At 68.1% G+C, this 19,594-nt stretch carries 20 protein-coding genes and 1 other RNA gene; 11 read left to right on the top strand and 10 right to left on the bottom strand.

Annotation, left to right across the window (positions count from 1 at the left end; all coding sequences use genetic code 11):
- Positions 1-81 precede the first annotated feature (81 nt).
- Positions 82-1,512, top strand: coding sequence for a short-chain fatty acyl-CoA regulator family protein (locus tag XM1_RS01815; RefSeq protein WP_172821876.1), 1,431 nt, complete (start codon positions 82-84; stop codon positions 1,510-1,512).
- 43 nt (positions 1,513-1,555) lie between these two features.
- Here XM1_RS01815 and XM1_RS01810 read toward each other — a convergent pair whose 3' ends face one another.
- Positions 1,556-1,789, bottom strand: coding sequence for a hypothetical protein (locus XM1_RS01810; RefSeq protein WP_068428815.1), 234 nt, complete (start codon positions 1,787-1,789; stop codon positions 1,556-1,558).
- A gap of 99 nt (positions 1,790-1,888) precedes the next feature.
- A complete protein-coding gene (locus XM1_RS01805; RefSeq protein WP_068428812.1) occupies positions 1,889-4,315 on the bottom strand; it encodes a helicase-related protein in 2,427 nt (808 codons plus the stop codon).
- A gap of 50 nt (positions 4,316-4,365) precedes the next feature.
- Between XM1_RS01805 and ffs the strand changes: the two genes are divergently transcribed.
- Positions 4,366-4,464, top strand: an RNA gene (ffs, locus tag XM1_RS01800) — signal recognition particle sRNA small type.
- 129 nt (positions 4,465-4,593) lie between these two features.
- Here ffs and XM1_RS01795 read toward each other — a convergent pair.
- The 7 genes from XM1_RS01795 to XM1_RS01765 all read right to left on the bottom strand — a co-directional run bounded on the left by XM1_RS01795 (position 4,594) and on the right by XM1_RS01765 (position 9,286).
- Entirely contained in the window at positions 4,594-4,950 is a 357-nt protein-coding gene (locus tag XM1_RS01795) for a MarR family transcriptional regulator (RefSeq protein ID WP_068428809.1), read from the bottom strand.
- 86 nt (positions 4,951-5,036) lie between these two features.
- The gene (locus XM1_RS01790) at positions 5,037-5,750 is read right to left on the bottom strand and encodes a nucleotidyltransferase family protein (RefSeq protein ID WP_068428806.1); all 714 of its coding nucleotides are present in this window, start codon (positions 5,748-5,750) and stop codon (positions 5,037-5,039) included.
- Entirely contained in the window at positions 5,747-6,754 is a 1,008-nt protein-coding gene (locus tag XM1_RS01785) for an aminoglycoside phosphotransferase family protein (RefSeq protein ID WP_082700317.1), read from the bottom strand. The genes XM1_RS01790 and XM1_RS01785 overlap by 4 nt, the downstream gene beginning before the upstream one ends.
- The gene (gene tsaE, locus XM1_RS01780) at positions 6,747-7,217 is read right to left on the bottom strand and encodes a tRNA (adenosine(37)-N6)-threonylcarbamoyltransferase complex ATPase subunit type 1 TsaE (RefSeq protein WP_068428800.1); all 471 of its coding nucleotides are present in this window, start codon (positions 7,215-7,217) and stop codon (positions 6,747-6,749) included. The genes XM1_RS01785 and tsaE overlap by 8 nt, the downstream gene beginning before the upstream one ends.
- Entirely contained in the window at positions 7,214-8,158 is a 945-nt protein-coding gene (locus tag XM1_RS01775) for a tyrosine recombinase XerC (protein ID WP_068428797.1), read from the bottom strand. Before XM1_RS01775 ends, tsaE begins: the two co-directional genes overlap by 4 nt.
- A 13-nt stretch (positions 8,159-8,171) precedes the next feature.
- A complete protein-coding gene (locus tag XM1_RS01770; protein WP_068428794.1) occupies positions 8,172-8,549 on the bottom strand; it encodes a DUF805 domain-containing protein in 378 nt (125 codons plus the stop codon).
- A 23-nt stretch (positions 8,550-8,572) separates the two neighbouring features.
- Positions 8,573-9,286 (bottom strand): DUF484 family protein, encoded by a 714-nt coding sequence (locus XM1_RS01765; RefSeq protein ID WP_068428788.1) that lies wholly within the window; start codon positions 9,284-9,286, stop codon positions 8,573-8,575.
- Positions 9,287-9,336: 50 nt separating this feature from the next.
- Between XM1_RS01765 and XM1_RS01760 the strand changes: the two genes are divergently transcribed.
- The 4 genes from XM1_RS01760 to recQ are packed head-to-tail and all read left to right on the top strand — an operon-like array spanning position 9,337 to position 13,969.
- Positions 9,337-11,529 carry a primosomal protein N' gene (locus tag XM1_RS01760; protein WP_068437372.1) on the top strand — a complete coding sequence of 731 codons (2,193 nt, stop codon included), beginning with the start codon at positions 9,337-9,339 and terminating at the stop codon, positions 11,527-11,529.
- Between the two features lie 50 nt (positions 11,530-11,579).
- Positions 11,580-11,813 carry a type II toxin-antitoxin system ParD family antitoxin gene (locus XM1_RS01755; protein WP_068428786.1) on the top strand — a complete coding sequence of 78 codons (234 nt, stop codon included), beginning with the start codon at positions 11,580-11,582 and terminating at the stop codon, positions 11,811-11,813.
- A 9-nt stretch (positions 11,814-11,822) separates the two neighbouring features.
- Positions 11,823-12,134, top strand: coding sequence for a type II toxin-antitoxin system RelE/ParE family toxin (locus tag XM1_RS01750; protein WP_068428782.1), 312 nt, complete (start codon positions 11,823-11,825; stop codon positions 12,132-12,134).
- Positions 12,135-12,142: 8 nt separating this feature from the next.
- On the top strand, positions 12,143-13,969 hold the full coding sequence (gene recQ / locus XM1_RS01745; RefSeq protein WP_068428777.1) for a DNA helicase RecQ: 1,827 nt from the start codon (positions 12,143-12,145) through the stop codon (positions 13,967-13,969).
- Positions 13,970-14,039: 70 nt separating this feature from the next.
- On the opposite strand, the gene XM1_RS01740 is transcribed toward recQ, so the two are convergent.
- Positions 14,040-14,273, bottom strand: coding sequence for a zinc ribbon domain-containing protein (locus XM1_RS01740; RefSeq protein ID WP_068428771.1), 234 nt, complete (start codon positions 14,271-14,273; stop codon positions 14,040-14,042).
- Between the two features lie 322 nt (positions 14,274-14,595).
- Between XM1_RS01740 and XM1_RS01735 the strand changes: the two genes are divergently transcribed.
- The 5 genes from XM1_RS01735 (at position 14,596) to XM1_RS01715 (ending at position 19,504) form a co-directional block, all read left to right on the top strand.
- Complete coding sequence (locus XM1_RS01735; protein WP_068428768.1) at positions 14,596-15,150, top strand: F0F1 ATP synthase subunit delta; 555 nt, start codon at positions 14,596-14,598, stop codon at positions 15,148-15,150.
- Positions 15,150-16,679 (top strand): F0F1 ATP synthase subunit alpha, encoded by a 1,530-nt coding sequence (atpA, locus tag XM1_RS01730; protein ID WP_068428765.1) that lies wholly within the window; start codon positions 15,150-15,152, stop codon positions 16,677-16,679. The genes XM1_RS01735 and atpA overlap by 1 nt, the downstream gene beginning before the upstream one ends.
- A 22-nt stretch (positions 16,680-16,701) precedes the next feature.
- On the top strand, positions 16,702-17,586 hold the full coding sequence (locus XM1_RS01725; RefSeq protein ID WP_068428762.1) for a F0F1 ATP synthase subunit gamma: 885 nt from the start codon (positions 16,702-16,704) through the stop codon (positions 17,584-17,586).
- Between the two features lie 20 nt (positions 17,587-17,606).
- On the top strand, positions 17,607-19,031 hold the full coding sequence (atpD, locus tag XM1_RS01720) for a F0F1 ATP synthase subunit beta (protein ID WP_068428759.1): 1,425 nt from the start codon (positions 17,607-17,609) through the stop codon (positions 19,029-19,031).
- Between the two features lie 71 nt (positions 19,032-19,102).
- Positions 19,103-19,504, top strand: coding sequence for a F0F1 ATP synthase subunit epsilon (locus tag XM1_RS01715; RefSeq protein WP_068428756.1), 402 nt, complete (start codon positions 19,103-19,105; stop codon positions 19,502-19,504).
- Positions 19,505-19,594 lie beyond the last annotated feature (90 nt).

The raw sequence follows: 19,594 nt of genomic DNA, 5'->3' as shown, positions 1-19,594 counted from the left end.
GGGCGGTGTTGCGAAGGTCTTCGCAACACGGCCCTGTAAAGTTGCTAAGGTTGCGAAGATCGGCGGGGGCGGTTATAACCTATGGTCATGAACAAGAAACTGTTTCTCGGCTACAAGCTCCGGCGGCTGCGCGACGGCAAGAAGCTGTCCCAGGCGGCGCTGGCCGCGCTGCTGGAGGTGTCGCCCAGCTATCTCAACCAGATCGAAAACAACCAGCGTCCGCTGACCGTGCCGGTGCTGCTGCGCATCGCCAAGGTCTTGGACGTGGACCTCGCCACCCTGGTGGAGGACGAGGAATCCCGTCTGGTCGCCGACCTGCGCGAGGCGCTGAACGATCCGGTGTTCGGCTCGGGCTCCATCGGCCTGTCGGAGCTCAGGAACGCGGCGTCGGCCTCGCCCGAGCTGGCGAAACGGGTGCTGACGCTCTACCAGACCTTCCGCCAGCTGGACGAGCGCATGCAGTCGCTGACCGAGAACCTGTCCTCGGCCACGGGGGAAGAGCGGGGCGGCCATGCCCACTTCCCCTACGAGGAGGTCCGCGACTTCTTCTACTACTGCAACAACTACTTCGGCAGCCTGGACGAGGCCGCCGAGGCGCTGGTCGAGGCCGAGGGCTTCCGCCTGGGCCAGATGCACAACGACCTGGTGGCCTATCTCGAGAACCGCCACGGCGTGCGGGTGCGTATCGTCGCCGAGGACGACACGGCGGGCATGCGCACCTTCGAGCCCGGCGCGGGCTCGCTGTCGCTGTCGGCGCTGCTGTCGGTGCCCAGCCGCACCTTCCAGCTGGCCCATCAGGTGGCGCTCTTGGCCTATCACGAACTGATCGAGGAGGTGGTGGCCGGCGCCAAGCTGTCGTCGGACGACGCGCGCTCCATCTGCCGGGTCGGGCTGGCCAATTACTTCGCCGGCGCCCTGGTGATGCCCTACATGGCCTTCGCCAACCAGGCCAAGCTGCTGCGCCACGACATCGAGCAGCTGCAAAGCCGCTTCGGCGCCAGCTTCGAGCAGGTGGCCCATCGCCTGTCCACCCTGCAGCGCCCCGGCGCGCGCGGCGTGCCGTTCTACTTCGTCCGCGTCGATATGGCCGGCAACATCACCAAGCGGCATTCGGCGACGCGCTTCCACTTCACCCGCTTCGGCGGGGCCTGCCCCTTGTGGAACGTGCACGAGGCCTTCGCCCGGCCGGGCAAGATCCTGGTGCAGCTGGCCCGCATGCCCGATTCCATCTCCTATATCTGCGTGGCCCGCACGGTATCGAAGCGCGGCGGCTCGTTCCTGCGACCCGACCGCCATTTCGCCGTGGGCCTGGGCTGCGAGACGGCTTACGCCGCCGACGTGGTCTATTCCGCCGGCCTGGACCTCGCCTCGGAACAGGCGGCGGTGCCCATCGGCGTCAACTGCCGCATCTGCGAGCGCGACGATTGCCGCCAGCGGGCCTTTCCGCCCATCGGCAGCCATATCAGCGTGGACGAGAACAACCGCTCCTTCGTGCCGTACCTGTTCGCGTGACGCGAGGCGCGGTGAAGGCCGAAGCCTTCACCGCGACACTCATTTATTTCCCGTTCTGCGTGGTCAGCGCACCGACCGCCGCGCCGGCCGCGCCGCCCAGCAGGGCCGCGCCGATGACCGGGCCGCCGGCGATATAGGCGATGCCGGCGCCGCCCGCCGCGCCGATGGCGCCGCCCGACAGCGCGCGCTGCGCCTGGGTGTTCATGTTCGAGCAGGCCGAAGTGCCGAGCAGGGCAACGCACAGCAGCGCTACGGTCGCGATCTTCTTCGTAATCATTGCGGCCTCCTGTGCCTCAATTCCGATACTGCGAGTATAGCCGGGGTCCTGTGACATGGCCTGAGACCATGCCGTGACAAGGCTGTGACAGGAGGCGCCTCAACGTGGCGTCTTCAGCACCGCGAAGGGCGAGTCCGAGGGCTTTTCCGGCCGCGCCTTGCGCCGGGGTTTTTTGCCTGTCCTGAACCCTTCCTCTGAGCGGACATAGCCCAGGGCTTCGAGCGCTTTTTCCGTGGCGTCGATGCCAAGGCCCAAGGCCGAGTGCATCTCGTGGTCGGGCTGGAAGGGGCCGTGATGGGCGAAAGCGCGGGCCAGGGCGGCGAAGCGCTCGAGCACGTCGCGGCGGATGGCGACCTTGCCCAGGACGCCATAGCCCACCGCCTCGTAGAAGGCGGGCGGCGCGCCGTCGGCTGTCATCACCGCCGGGCGGGGGCCGGGAATGTCGGGGGCGGCACGCTCCGCGTGGACGCTCCACAGCAGGGCGCGCAAGGCTTGCGCCTTGGGCTTCAGAAGAGCGGGGATGTACAGGCCGTGCCGCCCGACCCGGATGTCGAGGCGCGCCAGCGCCAGGGAATCCTCCTTGGACAGCGAGCGGACCAGGGATGCGTCGGCCGGCATGGAACCCAGCCCCTCGGCCAACTGGTGGGCCAGTCCCCGCGCCGCACCCGCCAGCGGCGCGCCGGCCAGGCGGAACAGCGAGGGCAGGCGGGCGGCCAGCCAGATCCCGGTCACCTCGCCCAGCTTCTTGCGCAGGCGCTCGCGCCCCTTGGGCGGCAGCAGGTCGCCCAGCGGCGCCTCCACCTGGGGATGCAGGGCATCGGCGCCGGGACCAAGGCGGGCCAGGACCTCGCCGCGCCACGCCACGCCGCCCGGCCCCAGGTCGAAGGCCTCGGGCGGGTCGGCCAGGGCCGCCGCCAGCCGGCGCTCCACCTCAGGCCCCAGGGCGCGCATGGCGGCGGCCTGCATGGTCCGCGCCGCAGCATTCGTCTCCGCCGTGTCGGCCTCGAAGCAAAAGCCCTTGAGGCGTCCCACATACTCGCCCTCCACCCGAACCTCGCCGCCCGGCCCGATCTCGGACTCCATGACGCCGTCGTCGCGCATGCGCCGCACCAGAACGGCGGTGCGCTTGTCCACGAAGCGGTTGGTGAGGCGCTGGTGCAGCGCGTCGGACAGGCGGTCCTCGACGCCCCGCGTCACCTCCTGCCAATGGGCCGAATCCGCCACCCAGTCGGTCCGATGCGACACATAGGTCCAGGTGCGGATGTTGGCGATGCGTTGGACGATGGCGTCCAGCTCGCCGTCGGTGCGGTCGATGCGCTTGATGTTTTCGGCCAGCCAGTCGGTGGGCAGCCTGCCCCTGGGCGCGGCCAGATGGCGGAACAGGCGGCCCAGCAGGCGGGTGTGGGATTCGTCCATCACCTTGCGGAAATCAGGGACGCGGCAGACCTCCCACAGCAGCTTCACCCGCTCGGGGTGGTTGGCGAGGCGGACGACCTCCTCGTCCTGGGCCAGCGCGGCCAGCGCCAGCTGGTCGTCGGCATCCCTGGCGCGCAGCAGCCCAGGCTTGTCCGGCGGCCGGTCCAGGCTGGCCAGCAAAGCGGGGACCGAGGCGAAGCGCAGGTCTGAATTGCGCCAGAACAGGGTCTTCAGGGGATCGAAGCGGTGGGTCTCCACCTGTTCGGCGATTTCCGGCGCGATGGTCCCGGCATCCAGCGTGGTGCCGAAGGTGCCGTCGTTCATGTGCCGCCCGGCGCGCCCGGCGATCTGGGCGATCTCGGTGGGTTCCAGCGGGCGCGGTGCGCGGCCGTCGAATTTGCGAAGGGCGGCGAAGGCCACATGGTCCACGTCCATGTTCAGCCCCATGCCGATGGCGTCGGTGGCGACGATGTAATCCACCTCGCCCGCCTGGTACATGCCCACCTGGGCGTTGCGGGTACGGGGGGAAAGCGCGCCCAGCACCACCGCCGCGCCGCCTCTGCTTCGCCGGACGAACTCGGCCATGGAATAGACCTCGGCGGCCGAGAACGCCACCAGCACCGAACGTGGCGGCAGGCGGCCCAGCTTCTTGGCCCCCACATGGGTCAGTTGGGAAAAGCGCGGCCGGCTCATGAACTCGACACCCGGCACCAGCCGGCGGATCAGCGGCTTGATGGTCTCGGCGCCCAGGAACAGCGTCTCGGATTCGCCCCGGGCATGCAGCAGGCGGTCGGTGAAGATGTGGCCGCGCTCAGGGTCGGCGCAGAGCTGGATCTCGTCCACGGCCAGGAAGGCGACGCGGCGGTCCAGCGGCATGGATTCCACCGTGCAGACCAGCCAGCGCGGGTGCGGCGGGACGATCTTCTCCTCGCCGGTGATCAGCGCCACCTGGGCCGCGCCCTTGAGCCGCACGATGCGGTCGTAGTTTTCGCGCGCCAAAAGGCGCAGCGGAAAGCCGATCATGCCGCTGGCATGGGCCAGCATGCGCTCCATGGCGAAATGGGTCTTGCCGGTATTGGTGGGGCCGAGAACGGCGAGAATGCGGGTCATGACTCGAATCGGTCTTGCAATGGGCCGCCGGTTGCTCTTATGGTCCGCGCCGGGAGATCGGCATGGACGGACCCGTCGCCAACCCGGTCAGGTCCGGAAGGAAGCAGCCGTAACGATTTCCGGTCCGGGTCGTGTCCGGTCTCCCACCCTCTCTCCACATAATCAGTTTGTCATCCCGAGCAATGCGAGGGATCTCATTCTGGTCTGCTGTTTCCGAACTGGCTGGATCGCGACAGACTCAGATTCCTCGGCTTTGCCTCGGAATGACAGGCGGTATCTCAGCCCGCCTCGGCCGCGTCCGTGCCGGCGGCGACGATGATGTCGCCGAATTCGCGCAGGAACACCGAGCCCTTGACCGTGCGCTGGATCAGCACCGAGCGGCGGTCCTGGTCGTCCACCTTGCGCTTGACCAGGCCGAACTCGGTCAGCCTGTCCAGCGCGCGGGTGATGGCCGGCTTGGAGATGTTGAGCGTGGTCGCCAGGCCGCGCACCGTGTGGGGCGGGGGCGTGAGATAGACGGTCAGCAGCAGCGCCATCTGGCGGGCCGACAGGTCGGGGGCGTCGCGCCGGACGCTTTCGACGATGGCTCCGCGCCAGAGGTCGAGAGCTTGCACCGGTTTCAGGGTAACGCCCATCAATCCACTCATTCGTTGCGACGACGAAATCTTTTAGCCGAGGCGGGGCCGGGGGGCAATGGGCCAAATGACCCCCAACCGAATTGTCATACCCGTGGAGGCAAGAGCAGGCGCTCGACCTCGGGCAGGGCCTCGGGCGTTCCCACGTGGTACCACTTGCCGTCGTGGACCAGTCCGAACAGGCGTTTGGCCGCCGCCGCCCGGTCGTAGAGGACGTTCAGCGAGAACTTGCCCTCGGGCGCGCCCTCGAACAGGCGGTGGTGCAGCACCTGCACGCCGGAGAACAGGTAGGGGGCGGTTGGCGCCTCGCCCCGGCGGTGGGGCACGTCGGCGGCGTCCAGCGAGAAGTCGCCCTTGCCCTCGTAGCCCACGGCGTCCCCGACTTTCTGCAGCAGCAGCAGGGCGTCCATGCGGTCCGGGTCCCACATGCGGGCCAGGCGGGCCAGCGCCGGCATTTCGCCGTCGGTCCAGATGATGTCGCTGTTGACCACGAAGAACGAGGAATGGCCCAGGTGGGGCAGGGCTTTGGCCACGCCGCCGCCGGTTTCCAGCAGCTCCGGCTCGTGCGAGAGCGTGATGTCGCCCCGTCCGGCCAGATGCTCGGCCACCTTGTCGGCCAGCCAGTGGGTGTTGACCACGATGTCGTCGATGCCGGCGCGGGCCACATGGTCCAGCGCCCGGTCCAGCATGGTGCGTCCCGCCACCTTGACCAGCGGTTTGGGTGTGGTGAGCGTGATCGGCCGCATGCGCAGGCCCAATCCCGCCGCCAGCACCATAGCGTGGGTGATGTGGGCGCTCATGGCTTGGATTCCTGGGGGCTGGGCACTCCCCGGGCTTCCTTCGGCATGTGGCGGTCGAGCCATCGGGTCAGCTCCGCCAGCACCGGATGCCGGCACGCCCCCTCCAGCAGGCGCCAGACGCGGGGGATGTGGACCAGATAGCCGGGCTTGCCGTCGCGCTTGCACAGCCGGGTGAAGATGCCGATCACCTTGGCGTGGCGCTGCGCCGCCATCACCGCCCACGACGCCTCGAACACGGCGCGGTCGATGTTGGGGAAGCGCTTGAGGAAGCGGCCCTTCATGATCTCGATCATCACCGGGTCGATGTCGCGGCGCGCATCCTCCAGCAGGCTCATCAGGTCGTAGGTGAGTGGCCCGATCACCGCGTCCTGGAAGTCCAGCAACCCGCAGGCGGCGAGGCCGGGCCGGTCCAGCAGCATCAGATTGTCCACGTGGAAGTCGCGCAGCACCAATGTGTCGGGGACCATGCGGGCGACGGGGAACAGCCGCTGCCAGATCGCCACGTATTCGGCCCGCGCCTCGGCGTCGGTATCCTTGCCGGCCATGGCGGGCATGTACCAGTCGGTGAGCAGGCAGGCCTCGGTCAGCAGCTTCTCGTCGTCATAGGGGGGCGTGCCGGGCAGGGGCGCGTCGGGCCGCGCCGCGATCTCGGCCAGCACGTCGGTGGCCAGCGCGTACAGCGCCGCCTCGTCATGGCCGCCTTCCAGCAGGCGGGTATAGGTGCCGTCGCCCAGGTCTTCCAGCAGCAACAGGCCGTTCTCCTCGTCCACCGCCAGCAGTTCGGGGGCCGACAGGCCCAGCGCCTTCAAGTGCCGCGCGATGCGCACGAAGGGCCGCACGTCCTCCTTTGGCGGCGGGGCGTCCATCATCACCGCCGGGCGGCCGTCTCGCACCAGCCGGTCGTAATGGCGGAAACTGGCGTCGCCGGCCAGCCGGCCGCGCTGGGCCGTCCCCCATCCGGCCTTGGTCAGGAAGGAGCGGATCAAATCCTCGCGGTCACTCATGCAGGAAATCTCCAAGACGCTCGGCCCAGGGGCCATAGGCGGTCAGGGTGGCGTGGCGGCCCAGCCCGGCCTCACCCTGTTGCAGCGAAACGTCCAGGCGTTTGCGCGGCAGATGCGGCCCCAGGCGGTCCGGCCATTCGATCAGGCTGATACCCTCGGCGAAGGCCTCCTCGATGTCCAGTTCCAGGGCGTCGTCGGGCTTCTCCAGGCGATAGAGGTCGAAATGCCAGACCAGCCCCGCCTCCGCGTCGTATTGCTGCACCAGGGTGAAGGTGGGGCTGGGCACCTCCTCGTCGTCCTCGGTCAGCGCCCGGATCAGGGCGCGGGCCAGGGTGCTCTTGCCGGTGCCCAGCGTGCCCGAAAGCGCGATCACGTCGCCCGGGCGCACCAGGGCGGCCAGCCGGCGGCCCAAGGCGATGGTGTCGGCCTCGGCCGGAAGGTCGAAGGAGATGACGAGGCTCATGCCTTGGCCCTCGGATGGGCGCCCTGGTAGACGCGGGTGAGACGGGCGGAATCCACCTCGGTGTAGCGCTGGGTGGTGGACAGCGAGGAATGGCCCAGCAATTCCTGGATGGTCCGCAAATCCCCGCCGCCGGCCAGCAGATGGGTGGCGAAGGAATGGCGCAGCGCGTGCGGCGTGGCGGTGTCGGGCAGGCCCATCAAGAGGCGCAGGCGGCGCATCTGGCGCTGCACCACGCCGGGATTGAGCGGGCCGCCGCGCGCGCCCAGGAACAGCGGCATGTCGGGATCGGCGGGATAGGGCAGGCGCTTCAGGTAATCGGCGATGGCATCCCGGACCACCGGCAGGACGGGCACCACGCGCTGCTTGTTGCCCTTGCCGGTGATCACCATGGTGTCGCCCCGGGGCAGGTCGCAGCGCAGGAGCGACAGGGCCTCACCCAGGCGCAGCCCGGCGCCGTAGAGCAGGGTGAACAGCGCCACGTCGCGGGCCGCCAGCCAGGGCTCGTCATGCAGCTCGCCGGCGCTGGCCAAGGCTTCCAGCGCCTCGTCGGGGGCCAGCGGCTTCGGCACCGATTTGGGCGGGCGCGGCGACTTCACCGCAGTGATGGCCGGGTTGTGGACCAGCCCATGGCGGTCGAGGAACTTGAAGAAGCCGCGCAGCGTGCTCATCAGCCGGGCCAGGGAGGAACGCCCCAGCCCGTCCTCGGTGCGCCGCGCGAGAAAGGCGCGGAAATCCCCCGCTCCCAGCCCGGTCAGGGCGGCCAGATCGGGCTCGGCCCCCAGATGCGCGGTCAGGAAGGACAGAAAGGCGGCCAGATCGCGGCCATAGCCGTCCAGCGTATGGCCCGAGGCGCGCTTTTCCGCCCCCAGCCACTGCTTCCATGACTCCACCGCGCGGGCGAGGTCGGCCTTGGCCGCGAAATGGATGGGGGTCGGCGGCATGGCCCGTGACGGGTTACGGCGCGGGAATCAGCGCGGTCCACAAGGGATCGCTGCCGAACATGTTCTGCCCCTCGGTGCCGCGCTGGCAGAACCACCACAGCAGCACCAGGCCGCCGATCACCGGAATCAGGATGATCAGGAACCACCAGCCCGACTTGCCCAGATCGTGCAGCCGGCGGACCGACACCGCCAGCGAGGGCACGAACAGGCCGATCATCAGGATGGCGGGCAACACCGACAGCACGCCCAGCGAAGCGCCGGCGACCACCGAGGCGATCATGCTGAGGATGATGTTGAACAGGGCGAAGAACCAGTATTCCGAGCGCGAGGCGCGGCCCTGGAAGGTGGCGTACTTGCCGATGCAGGTCTTTACCGCGGTCATGAAATCCATGCGAACCCCCACTCGCTAGACAGCTACCCCACGAATCGCCGCACCGAGCCTTCGACCACGCGGGCCAGGAAGGTGATCAGTTCGGTGGCCTGGCCGGCGTGGAAGGTGCGCCCGTGGCGCGAGCCCAGCGCCATCGCTCCCTCGGGTGACCGCCCGCCCGGCGACAGGCGGACCACGGCCGAGGATTGCACCAGGCCGGCGCCGCCGGCGAACAGGGCGGGGTCGCCCGGCATCTCCTCGGTCAGCGCGCAGTCGCGGTCGGCGCCGCCCATGATCTGGGCGACGGTGCCCACGGCCAAGGTGAGGATGCCGGGCGCCATCAGTTCGGGCAGCGCTTCCTCGGTCTTCTCGAAGCACAGCGTTGCCACGTCCACGTCCAGCAGGGCCGGCAGGTCGTCGGACACCGCCTCCACCAGTTCGGCCATGTTCTCGGCGCCCAGGATGGACAGCACGGCGCGATGGGTGCGGGTCTGGATGGACATGTTGGAGCGCGACGTGTGGATCAGGTGCTCGGCGGCGCCCCGGACCCGCTCCACCTCGTCTCTGAGGCGTTCGATCATGAACACCTGCATGTCCAGCACGCCGTCGTCCTCGGCCCAGCGCGACGGGGGCGACAGCGACAGCAGCAGGTCGGGGTGGCGGACCAGGAAGTCGGGATGAGCCTGCAGGAATGCCATGACCTGCCGTTCGTCGGGCAGCGGCAGATGCAACGCGGCGTCGTCGCGCTTGCGCGCCATAACCAATATCCCTTCCCTGGTTCTCCCTTGTTCCGTAGCTTATGCACGCCATGTCCGCCACTTCAACCCCCTCCCTGTTCAATCCAGGTCAGCGCGTCGCCGTGATGCTGCCCCTGCCCTTGGGCGGAGCCTACGATTACGCCGTGGGGTTCGAGCCCCTACGCCCGGGCGAGTTCGTCGAGGTGCCGCTGGCCAACCGTCTGGTGACCGGGGTGGTCTGGGGGGCGGGCGACGGCAAGGTCGAGATGGGAAAGCTGCGCCCGGTGGCCCGTCGCCTGCCTGCGCCCCCCTTGCCCGAGGTGACCCGGCGCTTCGTCGACTGGGTGGCGTCCTACACTCTGGCGCCCCCCGGCGCGGTGCTGAAGATGGCCATGAGCGTGCCCTCGGCCCTGGAGCCCGCCGCCCCCCATCTGGCACTTCGCCTCGCCGCAATCATTCCCGCGTTCAAGGAGACGCCCGCCCGGCGCAAGGTGATGGAGGCGGCCGGTCGCCTGCCGCCCCTGTCGGCGGCCGACCTGGCCCGCGAGGCCGGGGTGGGGCCGGCGGTGGTCAAGGGACTGGTGGAGGCCGGCGTGCTGGAAACCGTCGAACTGCCACCCCCCCCCGCTTTCTTAGCCCCCGACCTCGCCCAGCAGCGCGCCCTGCTGTCGCCGGCCCAGCAGGAGGCGGCCGACGCCCTGGTCGACGCCCTGGATCGCGGCTTCTCGGTGCAGTTGATCGACGGCGTTACCGGTTCGGGTAAGACCGAGGTGTATTTCGAGGCGGTGGCGGCATGCCTGGCCGCCGGCCGCCAGGTGCTGGTGCTGCTGCCCGAGATCGCGCTGTCGGCCCAGTGGCTGGAGCGCTTCCGCAAACGCTTCGGGGTCAAGCCCGCCTTGTGGCATTCCGACCTGGGCGATTCCACGCGGCGCAAGACCTGGCGGGCGGTGGCCTCGGGCGAGGCCGCCATCGTGGTGGGCGCCCGATCGGGCCTGTTCCTGCCGTTCCAAAATCTGGGCCTGATCGTGGTGGACGAGGAGCACGACCAGGCCTTCAAGCAGGAAGACCACGTCTGCTACCACGCCCGCGACATGGCGGTGGTGCGCGCCCGGCTGGGGAATTTCCCGGCGGTGCTGGCCTCGGCCACGCCCTCGCTGGAAAGCCTCGCCAATGTCCAGGCCGGTCGCTATCGTCTGGTCCACCTGCCCGATCGCCATGCCGGCGCGGTGCTGCCCGACATCGTGCCCGTGGACCTGCGCCGCCATCCGCCGCCTCGGGGCCGCTGGCTGTCGCCCCAGTTGGTCGAGGCGCTGGAGGAGGTGATGGCGGCGGGCGAGCAGGCCATGCTTTACCTCAACCGCCGGGGCTACGCGCCGCTGACGCTCTGCCGCACCTGCGGCCACCGGCTGCAATGCCCCCATTGCACCGCCTGGCTGGTGGAGCACCGATCGGCTGGAAGGCTGGTCTGCCATCATTGCGGCCACCATATCCGCCTGCCCCCCAAATGCCCGGAATGCGAGGCCGAGGCCAATTTCGCCGCCTGCGGCCCCGGCGTGGAACGGGTGGCGGAGGAAGCCGCCCTGCTGTTCCCCAATGCCCGCATCGCGGTGATGACGTCGGACACCTGCACCGGCCCCCACGCGGCGGCCGAGTTCGTCCGCCGGGTCTCGGACCACGAGATCGACCTGTTGGTGGGCACCCAGATCGTCGCCAAGGGCTATCACTTCCCCATGCTGACCCTGGTGGGCGTGGTCGACGCCGACCTGGGGCTGGAAGGTGGAGACCTCAGGGCGGGCGAGCGCACCCACCAGCTGCTGTCCCAGGTGGCGGGGCGTGCGGGGCGCGCCGAGCGCCCGGGCCGCGTGCTGCTCCAGACCTACCAGCCCGACCATCCGGTGATGCGGGCGCTGCGCTCGGGCGAGCGCGACGCCTTCATCGCCCGCGAGGCCGAGTTGCGCCGCGCCGCCGGCATGCCGCCCTATGGCCGCCTCGCTGCCCTGATCCTGTCGGGTCCCGATGTCGGGATCGTCGAGTCCTACGCCCGCACTCTGGCCAAGGCGGCGCCCCGGGCCGAGGGCGTGCAGGTGCTGGGACCGGCGCCGGCTCCCATGGCCCTGCTGCGCGGCAGGCATCGCCGCCGCTTCCTGGTGCAAAGCAGCCGGGCGGTCAACCTGCAGGCCCTGCTGCGCGACTGGCTTTTCCGCGCCCAGCCCCCTAAAAGCGTCCGCGTCCAGGTGGATGTCGATCCCTACAGCTTTTCCTGAATGGCAAAGTATGGCAAAATTTGCCATATCGCAGCGCCAAGGAGTCCGTCATGGCGACCATGAACGTATCTCTGCCCGATCCCATGCGCGAATGGGTGGATTCCCAGGTCAAAGGTGGCGTTTACGCCAATGTCAGCGACTACATCCGTGACCTGATCCGCCACGACCAGCAGCGGCGCCAGGCCCTGGAGGCCGCCATCGCCGAGGGGCTGGACAGCGGCCGCAGCCCGCGCAAGGCCGAGGACATCATGGCCGAGGCCAAATCCCGCCTGGTGCGTGGGTAATTCGGGCGCATGGACGATTACGTCCTTTCCAACAAGGCCGACGACGATCTTGGCCGGATCTACGTCTATTCCGCCCAGACCTTCGGCGAAGCGCGGGCGGATTCGTATTTCCTCGGGCTGCGCGATTGCCTGCAAGCCCAGGCCGACAATCCCGGCCTGGGCCGCCCGGCGGAGCTTGCCGCCGCAGGCCTTCTTCGCCACGAGCACGGCCGGCACATCGTCTTTTACCTGACGGAACCGGGGGGCATTTTCGTCGCCCGCATTCTTCATCAGGGCATGGACGCCGTACGGCATCTGCACCCTGACGACGGGTTGTTTTAAGGATTTCCATGCCCGCTCCCCTGCACGTCCTCAACCACGTCTTCGGCTTTCCCAACTTCCGCGGCCAGCAGGAGGAGGTGATCCGCCATGTGGTGGAGGGCGGCGACGCCCTGGTGCTGATGCCTACGGGTGCGGGCAAGTCGCTGTGCTATCAGGTGCCGGCGCTGTGCCGCGACGGGGTGGCGGTGGTGGTCTCGCCGCTGATCGCCCTGATGCAGAATCAGGTGGAGGCCCTGAACCAGCTGGGCGTGCGCGCCGCCGCGCTGAACTCGGCGCGCAGCCTGGACGAGGTCCGCGTCATCGAGCGCCGCATGCAGGCGGGAGAGCTGGATCTGGTCTACGTGGCGCCCGAGCGTCTGGTGCTGCCCGGCTTCCTCTCCCTGCTCGAAGACTGCCGCATCGCCCTGTTCGCCATCGACGAGGCCCATTGCGTGTCGCAATGGGGGCATGATTTCCGTCCGGAATACCTGCAGCTGGCCCTGCTGCACGAGCGCTTCCCCAGGATTCCGCGCATCGCGCTCACCGCCACCGCCGACGGGCCGACCCGCCGGGATATCGCCGAGCGCCTGAACCCTCAGGACGGGCGGCACTTCGTCGCCGGCTTCGACCGGCCCAACATCCGCTACCGCATCGCCGCCAAGAACAACGCCCGCGAGCAGCTGTTGCGCTTCCTCGAGGCCGAGCACGGCGGGAAGGGGGCGGAATCGGGCATCGTCTACTGCCTGTCGCGGGCCAAGGTGGAGGAGACGGCCTCCTGGCTGGCGGGCAAGGGCTATACGGCGCTTGCCTATCACGCCGGCCTCGACCAGGACAGGCGCGCCGCCAACCAGGAGCGCTTCCTGCGCGAAGAGGGCATCGTCATGGTGGCGACCATCGCGTTCGGCATGGGCATCGACAAGCCCGACGTGCGCTTCGTCGCCCATCTCGACCTGCCCAAGAGCCTGGAGGCCTATTACCAGGAAACGGGGCGCGCCGGGCGCGACGGGCAGCCCGCCGACGCCTGGATGGCCTATGGCCTGGAGGACGTGGCCAAGCTGGGCCAGTTCATCGCCTCGAGCCAGGCCTCGGATGCCCAGAAGCGCGTCGAATGGGCCAAGCTCAACGCCCTCTTGGGCCTGTGCGAGACCACCCGCTGCCGCCGCCAGGTGCTGCTGGAGTATTTCGGCGAGACCGGCGCGCCGCCTTGCGGCAATTGCGACACCTGCCTCGATCCGGTGGCTTCCTTCGACGGCACCGAGCTGGCCAGGAAGGCATTGTCCTGCGTCTACCGCACCGGCGAGAGCTTCGGGGCCGGCCACGTCATCGACGTGCTGCTGGGCAAGGACAACGAGAAGATCCGCCGCTTCGGCCACGAACGCCTCAGCACCTACGGCATCGGCACCGAACTGCCGGCCGAGCAATGGCGTTCGGTGCTCCGCCAATTGGTGGCCGCCGGCATGCTCGCCATCGATACCGAGGGCCACGGCGCCTTCAAGCTGACCGAGGCCTGCCGTCCGCTGCTGCGCGGCGAAATCCGCATCGACCTGCGCCGCGATCCCTTGCCGGCCAAGGGCAAGTCCAAGGCGTCCTCGGCCAAGAAATCCGCCGTCGCCCTCACCGACCCCGCCGACGAGGCCCTGTTCCAGCATCTGCGGGCCGAGCGCCTGGCCCTGGCCAAGGCCCAGGGGGTGCCACCCTACGTCATCTGGCACGATTCCACCCTGGTGGACATCGCCCGCCGCCGTCCCCGCCACGCGGACGAGCTCGACGGCGTCGCCGGCCTGGGCGAGGCCAAGCGCGAGCGCTACGGCCAGATCCTGTTGGACGCGGTGGCGGCGTTCGAGGCGCGGGAATAGGGGCGGGCGGGACGCCCGCGCTCCGCCCCACGCCATTCCATGGAGCGCGGGCGTCCCGCCCGCATCACTCCTACTTCCGCTTCAGCTCCGAGCGGGAATAGTTGCTGAAATGCCCCTCGCGGGCCGCCTGGGCGCGGGCCTTGCCCACCATGCCGGGGGTCTTGGCGGCGGGCGCGGCGGCGCCCAGATGGCGCTCCAGGGCCCGGCTTTCGCAGTGCGGGCAGGCGGGCGCGTCATCGGACGACCGCACCAGGGTCTCGAACACGGTGTCGCACGCCGTGCAGCGGTAGGTGTAGTAGGGCATCGGGAACCTCGACAAACGAACTTCGGCGGCGGCGGCCCCAGATTAGCACCGCCCGAAAACCGTCACGAAAAAAAATGTGGGGAGCGGGTAGGTCCCCCCACCCGGCCTCCCACCCCGATTTCGGCGTGCAGCCTTGCGTTCGGCGCGGAGAGGATAATTGCCTCTCCTCCCCCGAATGGGCAGGAGTCGTCTTGCAACGCAAAACCCGATGTGCTAGTTAACCGACGCGCCGACAGGGGGGCTATTCCTGCAGGCGCCAGAATTATGTTGCCTTTCAATAGGTTACGGCTGCCGGTTCGACCCTATCCAAGGACTTGCCCAGGTGCCTTCCGAAACTATTGGCGTGATCGCCGACCGCTACGCCACCGCTCTCTTCGAGTTGGCCGATTCTTCCGGCTCCCTCGACCAGGTGGCTGGCGACCTCAAGACGCTCCAGGCCATGCTGCGCGAAAGCGCTGACCTGCGCCGTGTCGTCGACAGCCCCGTTCTCAGCCGCGAGCAGCAGGGAGCGGCCATCGGCGCCGTTGCCAAGGCCGCCGGCTTCTCGGAGCTGACCTCCAAGTTTCTCGGGCTGGCGGCCAAGAACCGCCGGCTGTTCACCCTCAACGGGGTGATCGCTTCCTATCTCGGCCGGTTGGCGGCCCGTCGCGGCGAAAAGTCCGCGACGGTGGCTTCCGCCGTGGCTCTCACGCCGGCCCAGCAAGACGCCCTCACCACCGCCCTCAAGGCGGCCTTCGGCGGCAATGTCGCCGTCGATGTCAAGGTTGATCCCAGCTTGCTGGGCGGCCTGGTGGTTCAGGTCGGTTCCCGCATGGTTGACAGCTCGCTCAAGACGAAGCTGCAGCATCTCAAGCTCGCTATGAAAGGGGTTGGATAATGGAAATCCGCGCCGCGGAAATCTCCGCAATCCTCAAGCAACAGATCGCCACCTTCGGGACCGAGGCGGAAGTTGCCGAGGTCGGTCAGGTGCTGTCTGTCGGTGACGGTATCGCCCGCGTGCACGGCCTCGACAAGGTCCAGGCCGGCGAGATGGTCGAATTCCCCGGCGGCATCAAGGGTATGGCGCTGAATCTCGAGACCGACAACGTCGGTATCGTGATTTTCGGCGACGACCGCAACATCAAGGAAGGCGACGTCGTCAAGCGGACCGGCTCCATCGTGGACGTTCCGGTCGGCAAGGGCCTGCTGGGCCGCGTCGTCGACGCGCTGGGCAACCCCATCGACGGCAAGGGCCCCATCGAGGCCGCCTCGCGTCAGCGCGTGGACGTCAAGGCCCCGGGCATCATTCCGCGTAAGTCGGTGCACGAGCCCATGTCCACCGGCATCAAGGCCGTGGACGCCCTGATCCCCGTCGGCCGCGGCCAGCGCGAGCTGGTCATCGGCGATCGCCAGACCGGCAAGACCGCCATCCTGGTCGACACCATCATCAACCAGAAGCGCTGGCACGACGCCAACGACGAGAAGGCGAAGCTGTTCTGCATCTACGTCGCCGTCGGTCAGAAGCGCTCCACCGTCGCCCAGATCGTCAAGACCCTGACCGATTACGGCGCCATGGACTACACCATCGTGGTGGCCGCGACCGCGTCGGAGCCCGCTCCGCTGCAGTTCATCGCGCCTTACGCCGGCTGCACCATGGGCGAGTACTTCCGCGACAACGGCATGCACGCCCTGATCATTTATGATGATCTCTCGAAGCAGGCCGTCGCCTACCGTCAGATGTCGCTGCTGCTCCGCCGTCCGCCGGGCCGCGAAGCCTATCCGGGCGACGTGTTCTACCTGCACTCGCGCCTGCTCGAGCGTGCCGCCAAGATGGGCGACGCCGCCGGTGCCGGCTCGCTGACCGCTCTGCCGGTCATCGAGACCCAGGCCAACGACGTGTCCGCCTACATCCCCACCAACGTGATCTCGATCACCGACGGCCAGATCTTCCTGGAAACCGAACTGTTCTATAAGGGCATCCGCCCCGCCGTGAACGTCGGTCTGTCGGTGTCGCGCGTCGGCTCCGCCGCCCAGATCAAGGCGATGAAGCAGGTTGCGGGCTCGATCAAGCTGGAACTGGCCCAGTATCGTGAAATGGCTGCCTTCGCGCAGTTCGCTTCCGACCTGGATCCGGCCACCCAGAAGCTGCTGAACCGCGGCGCGCGTCTGACCGAACTGCTGAAGCAGCCCCAGTTCTCTCCCATGCCCACCGAAGAGGAAGTCATTTCCATCTACGCCGGCGTGAAGGGCTATCTGGACAAGATCGAGGTGCGCCAGGTCGGCCGCTTCGAATCGTCGCTGCTCGCCGAGATCCGCTCGAAGGCCCCGGAGATCCTCTCCACCATCGCCTCCGAGAAGCAGATCAGCGCCCAGACCGAAGAGAAGCTCAAGGCGTTCCTCGACGCGTTCTCCAAGACCTTCGCTTAACCGTCCCGTGGGAGTTTAGGTTATGGCGAGTCTCAAGGACCTGCGGATGAAGATCGTGAGCGTCAAATCGACGCGCAAGATCACATCCGCCATGAAGATGGTCGCTGCCTCCAAGCTCCGCCGCGCGCAAACCGCGGCGGAAGCGGCGCGGCCGTTCGCCGAGCGCATGGAGCGCATGCTGGGCACCCTGGCCGCCTCGCTGGCTGGCCAGTCGGGCGCGCCCCGCATGATCTCCGGCACCGGAGCCGACAAGGTGCATCTGCTTGTCGCGGTGACCGCCGATCGCGGTCTGTGCGGCGGCTTCAACTCGTCCATCGTCCGCGCCACCAAGGCGATGGCCGCCGACCTGCTGAAGCAGGGCAAGGTCATCAAGATCATGCCGGTGGGCCGCAAGGCCCGCGAGCAGCTGCGCCGCGACTACGGCCAGTACATGATCGAGGGCTTCGAGAACCTGGGCCGCAAGGGCGTCGTCTTCGCCGAGGCCGATCAGGTCGCGTCGAAGATCTCCGCCATGTTCGAGGCTGAGGAATTCGACGTCTGCACCGTGGTCTACAACAAGTTCAAGTCGGCCATCGCCCAGGAAGTGACCCGCCAGCAGGTGATCCCCTTCCCCGTGCCCGAACAGGCTGCCAAGTCCGACGCCGGACCCAAGGCCATCTACGAGTTCGAGCCCGGCGAGGAGGAAATCCTGGCGGAGATCCTGCCGCGCAATCTGGCGACCCAGATGTTCCGTGCCCTGCTGGAAAGCCAGGCCTCGGAGCAGGGCGCGCGTATGACCGCGATGGACAACGCAACTCGTAATGCGGGTGAAATGATCAATGCCTTGGCGATCAAGTACAACCGGTCGCGCCAGGCCCAGATCACCAAGGAACTGATCGAAATCATCTCCGGCGCCGAAGCGCTGTGACGGAAGACTAGGAGCACACCATGGCAAACAAGAACGTCGGCACGATCACCCAGGTCCTGGGCGCCGTCGTGGACGTGCGCTTCGACGGCCAGCTGCCGGCCATCCTCAGCGCGCTTCACCTGGATCATCAGGGCAAGAAGCTGGTTCTCGAAGTCGCTCAGCATCTGGGCGAGTCCACCGTGCGTACCATCGCCATGGACTCCACCGATGGCCTGACCCGCGGCACCGAAGTGGTGGACACTGGCGCCGCCATCCAGATGCCCGTCGGCCCCGAGACCCTGGGCCGCATCATCAACGTGATCGGCGAGCCCATCGACGAGCGCGGCCCCATCGGCAACAAGACCACCCTGCCGATCCATGCCGACGCCCCCGATTTCGTCGACCAGTCCACCGAGACCGAGATCCTGGTCACCGGCATCAAGGTCATCGACCTGCTGGCTCCGTACTGCAAGGGCGGCAAGATCGGCCTGTTCGGCGGCGCCGGCGTGGGCAAGACCGTGCTGATCATGGAGCTGATCAACAACATCGCGAAGGCGCACGGCGGTTACTCCGTGTTCGCCGGCGTCGGTGAGCGTACCCGCGAAGGCAACGACCTCTATCACGAGATGATCGAGTCGGGCGTCATCAAGCTGGACGGCCCGGGCTCCAAGGTGGCCCTGGTGTACGGCCAGATGAACGAGCCGCCGGGCGCCCGCGCCCGCGTCGCCCTGTCGGGCCTGACCGTCGCCGAGTACTTCCGCGACGTCGAAGGCCAGGACGTGCTGTTCTTCGTGGACAACATCTTCCGCTTCACCCAGGCCGGCTCGGAAGTGTCCGCGCTGCTGGGCCGCATCCCCTCCGCGGTGGGTTACCAGCCGACGCTGGCCACCGACATGGGCGCCCTGCAGGAGCGTATCACCTCGACCAAGAAGGGTTCGATCACCTCGGTGCAGGCCATTTACGTGCCGGCCGACGATCTCACCGACCCGGCTCCGGCCACGTCGTTCGCCCACTTGGACGCCACCACCGTGCTGAACCGTCAGATCGCCGAGCTGGGCATCTACCCGGCCGTGGATCCGCTGGACTCCACCTCGCGCGTTCTCGACCCCCGCGTCGTCGGTGCCGACCACTACCAGACCGCCCGCGACGTGCAGCGCATCCTGCAGACCTACAAGTCGCTGCAGGACATCATCGCCATCCTGGGCATGGACGAACTGTCGGAAGAGGACAAGCTGGTCGTGTCGCGCGCTCGTAAGATCCAGCGCTTCCTGTCCCAGCCGTTCCACGTGGCCGAAATCTTCACCGGCTCGCCGGGCAAGCTGGTGGCTCTGGAAGACACCATCAAGGGCTTCAAGGCCATCGTTGCCGGCGAATACGACCATCTCCCCGAGGCTGCCTTCTACATGGTCGGCGGCATCGACGAGGTGATCGAGAAGGCCAAGAAGATGGCCGCCGAAGCGGCCTAAGGCTTTCGGGAATAATTAGGGGCGGGTTCCCTTGGGGACCCGCCGCTAAAGAATGTTGAAGGAATCGCGGCATGGCCGAGAAGATTCAGTTCGAATTGGTGTCCCCGGCGAAGCTTCTGGTTTCGTCCAAGGTGGACATGGTCGTGGTGCCCGGCGGCGAAGGCGACTTCGGTGCCCTGGCCCTGCACGCCCCGATGATCACCACCGTGCGTCCGGGTGTCATCGACATCCATGACGGCGGCAAGGTCTCGTCCTCCATCTTCGTGGCCGGCGGTTTCGCCGAGGTCAACGAGGAGCGCATCACCGTACTGGCCGAGGAAGCCATTCCGGTGGCCGAGCTGACCGCCGAGATGGCCGAAGCCCGCAAGAAGGCCGCTAGGGAAGCCCTGGACGACGCCGGCAACGAGCGTGACAAGGCCCATGCCCAGCGTCTGGCGCTGGTCGCCGAGGCCATGGCCGCCGCCATCGCCTAAACGGCGGGTCGGGATTTTTCGAAAGGGCCGCCCCCGACCGGGGCGGCCCTTTTGTCTTGAAAATCCGTGCCCATCTCCCAGAATGGAATG

This window comes from Magnetospirillum sp. XM-1, assembly GCF_001511835.1.
Classification (GTDB): Bacteria; Pseudomonadota; Alphaproteobacteria; order Rhodospirillales; family Magnetospirillaceae; genus Phaeospirillum.
The sequence above is the reverse complement of the archived record's forward strand: the minus strand, read 5'-3'. Positions and strand labels throughout refer to the sequence as shown.

What these genes read in the sequence shown, in the direction of transcription:
- XM1_RS01815 (WP_172821876.1), top strand. Translation starts at nt 82, where the DNA reads ATGGTCATGAACAAGAAACTGTTTCTCGGCTACAAGCTCCGGCGGCTG.
- XM1_RS01810 (WP_068428815.1), bottom strand. Translation starts at nt 1,789, where the DNA reads ATGATTACGAAGAAGATCGCGACCGTAGCGCTGCTGTGCGTTGCCCTG.
- XM1_RS01805 (WP_068428812.1), bottom strand. Translation starts at nt 4,315, where the DNA reads ATGACCCGCATTCTCGCCGTTCTCGGCCCCACCAATACCGGCAAGACC.
- XM1_RS01795 (WP_068428809.1), bottom strand. Translation starts at nt 4,950, where the DNA reads ATGGGCGTTACCCTGAAACCGGTGCAAGCTCTCGACCTCTGGCGCGGA.
- XM1_RS01790 (WP_068428806.1), bottom strand. Translation starts at nt 5,750, where the DNA reads ATGAGCGCCCACATCACCCACGCTATGGTGCTGGCGGCGGGATTGGGC.
- XM1_RS01785 (WP_082700317.1), bottom strand. Translation starts at nt 6,754, where the DNA reads ATGAGTGACCGCGAGGATTTGATCCGCTCCTTCCTGACCAAGGCCGGA.
- tsaE (WP_068428800.1), bottom strand. Translation starts at nt 7,217, where the DNA reads ATGAGCCTCGTCATCTCCTTCGACCTTCCGGCCGAGGCCGACACCATC.
- XM1_RS01775 (WP_068428797.1), bottom strand. Translation starts at nt 8,158, where the DNA reads ATGCCGCCGACCCCCATCCATTTCGCGGCCAAGGCCGACCTCGCCCGC.
- XM1_RS01770 (WP_068428794.1), bottom strand. Translation starts at nt 8,549, where the DNA reads ATGGATTTCATGACCGCGGTAAAGACCTGCATCGGCAAGTACGCCACC.
- XM1_RS01765 (WP_068428788.1), bottom strand. Translation starts at nt 9,286, where the DNA reads ATGGCGCGCAAGCGCGACGACGCCGCGTTGCATCTGCCGCTGCCCGAC.
- XM1_RS01760 (WP_068437372.1), top strand. Translation starts at nt 9,337, where the DNA reads ATGTCCGCCACTTCAACCCCCTCCCTGTTCAATCCAGGTCAGCGCGTC.
- XM1_RS01755 (WP_068428786.1), top strand. Translation starts at nt 11,580, where the DNA reads ATGGCGACCATGAACGTATCTCTGCCCGATCCCATGCGCGAATGGGTG.
- XM1_RS01750 (WP_068428782.1), top strand. Translation starts at nt 11,823, where the DNA reads ATGGACGATTACGTCCTTTCCAACAAGGCCGACGACGATCTTGGCCGG.
- recQ (WP_068428777.1), top strand. Translation starts at nt 12,143, where the DNA reads ATGCCCGCTCCCCTGCACGTCCTCAACCACGTCTTCGGCTTTCCCAAC.
- XM1_RS01740 (WP_068428771.1), bottom strand. Translation starts at nt 14,273, where the DNA reads ATGCCCTACTACACCTACCGCTGCACGGCGTGCGACACCGTGTTCGAG.
- atpA (WP_068428765.1), top strand. Translation starts at nt 15,150, where the DNA reads ATGGAAATCCGCGCCGCGGAAATCTCCGCAATCCTCAAGCAACAGATC.
- XM1_RS01725 (WP_068428762.1), top strand. Translation starts at nt 16,702, where the DNA reads ATGGCGAGTCTCAAGGACCTGCGGATGAAGATCGTGAGCGTCAAATCG.
- atpD (WP_068428759.1), top strand. Translation starts at nt 17,607, where the DNA reads ATGGCAAACAAGAACGTCGGCACGATCACCCAGGTCCTGGGCGCCGTC.
- XM1_RS01715 (WP_068428756.1), top strand. Translation starts at nt 19,103, where the DNA reads ATGGCCGAGAAGATTCAGTTCGAATTGGTGTCCCCGGCGAAGCTTCTG.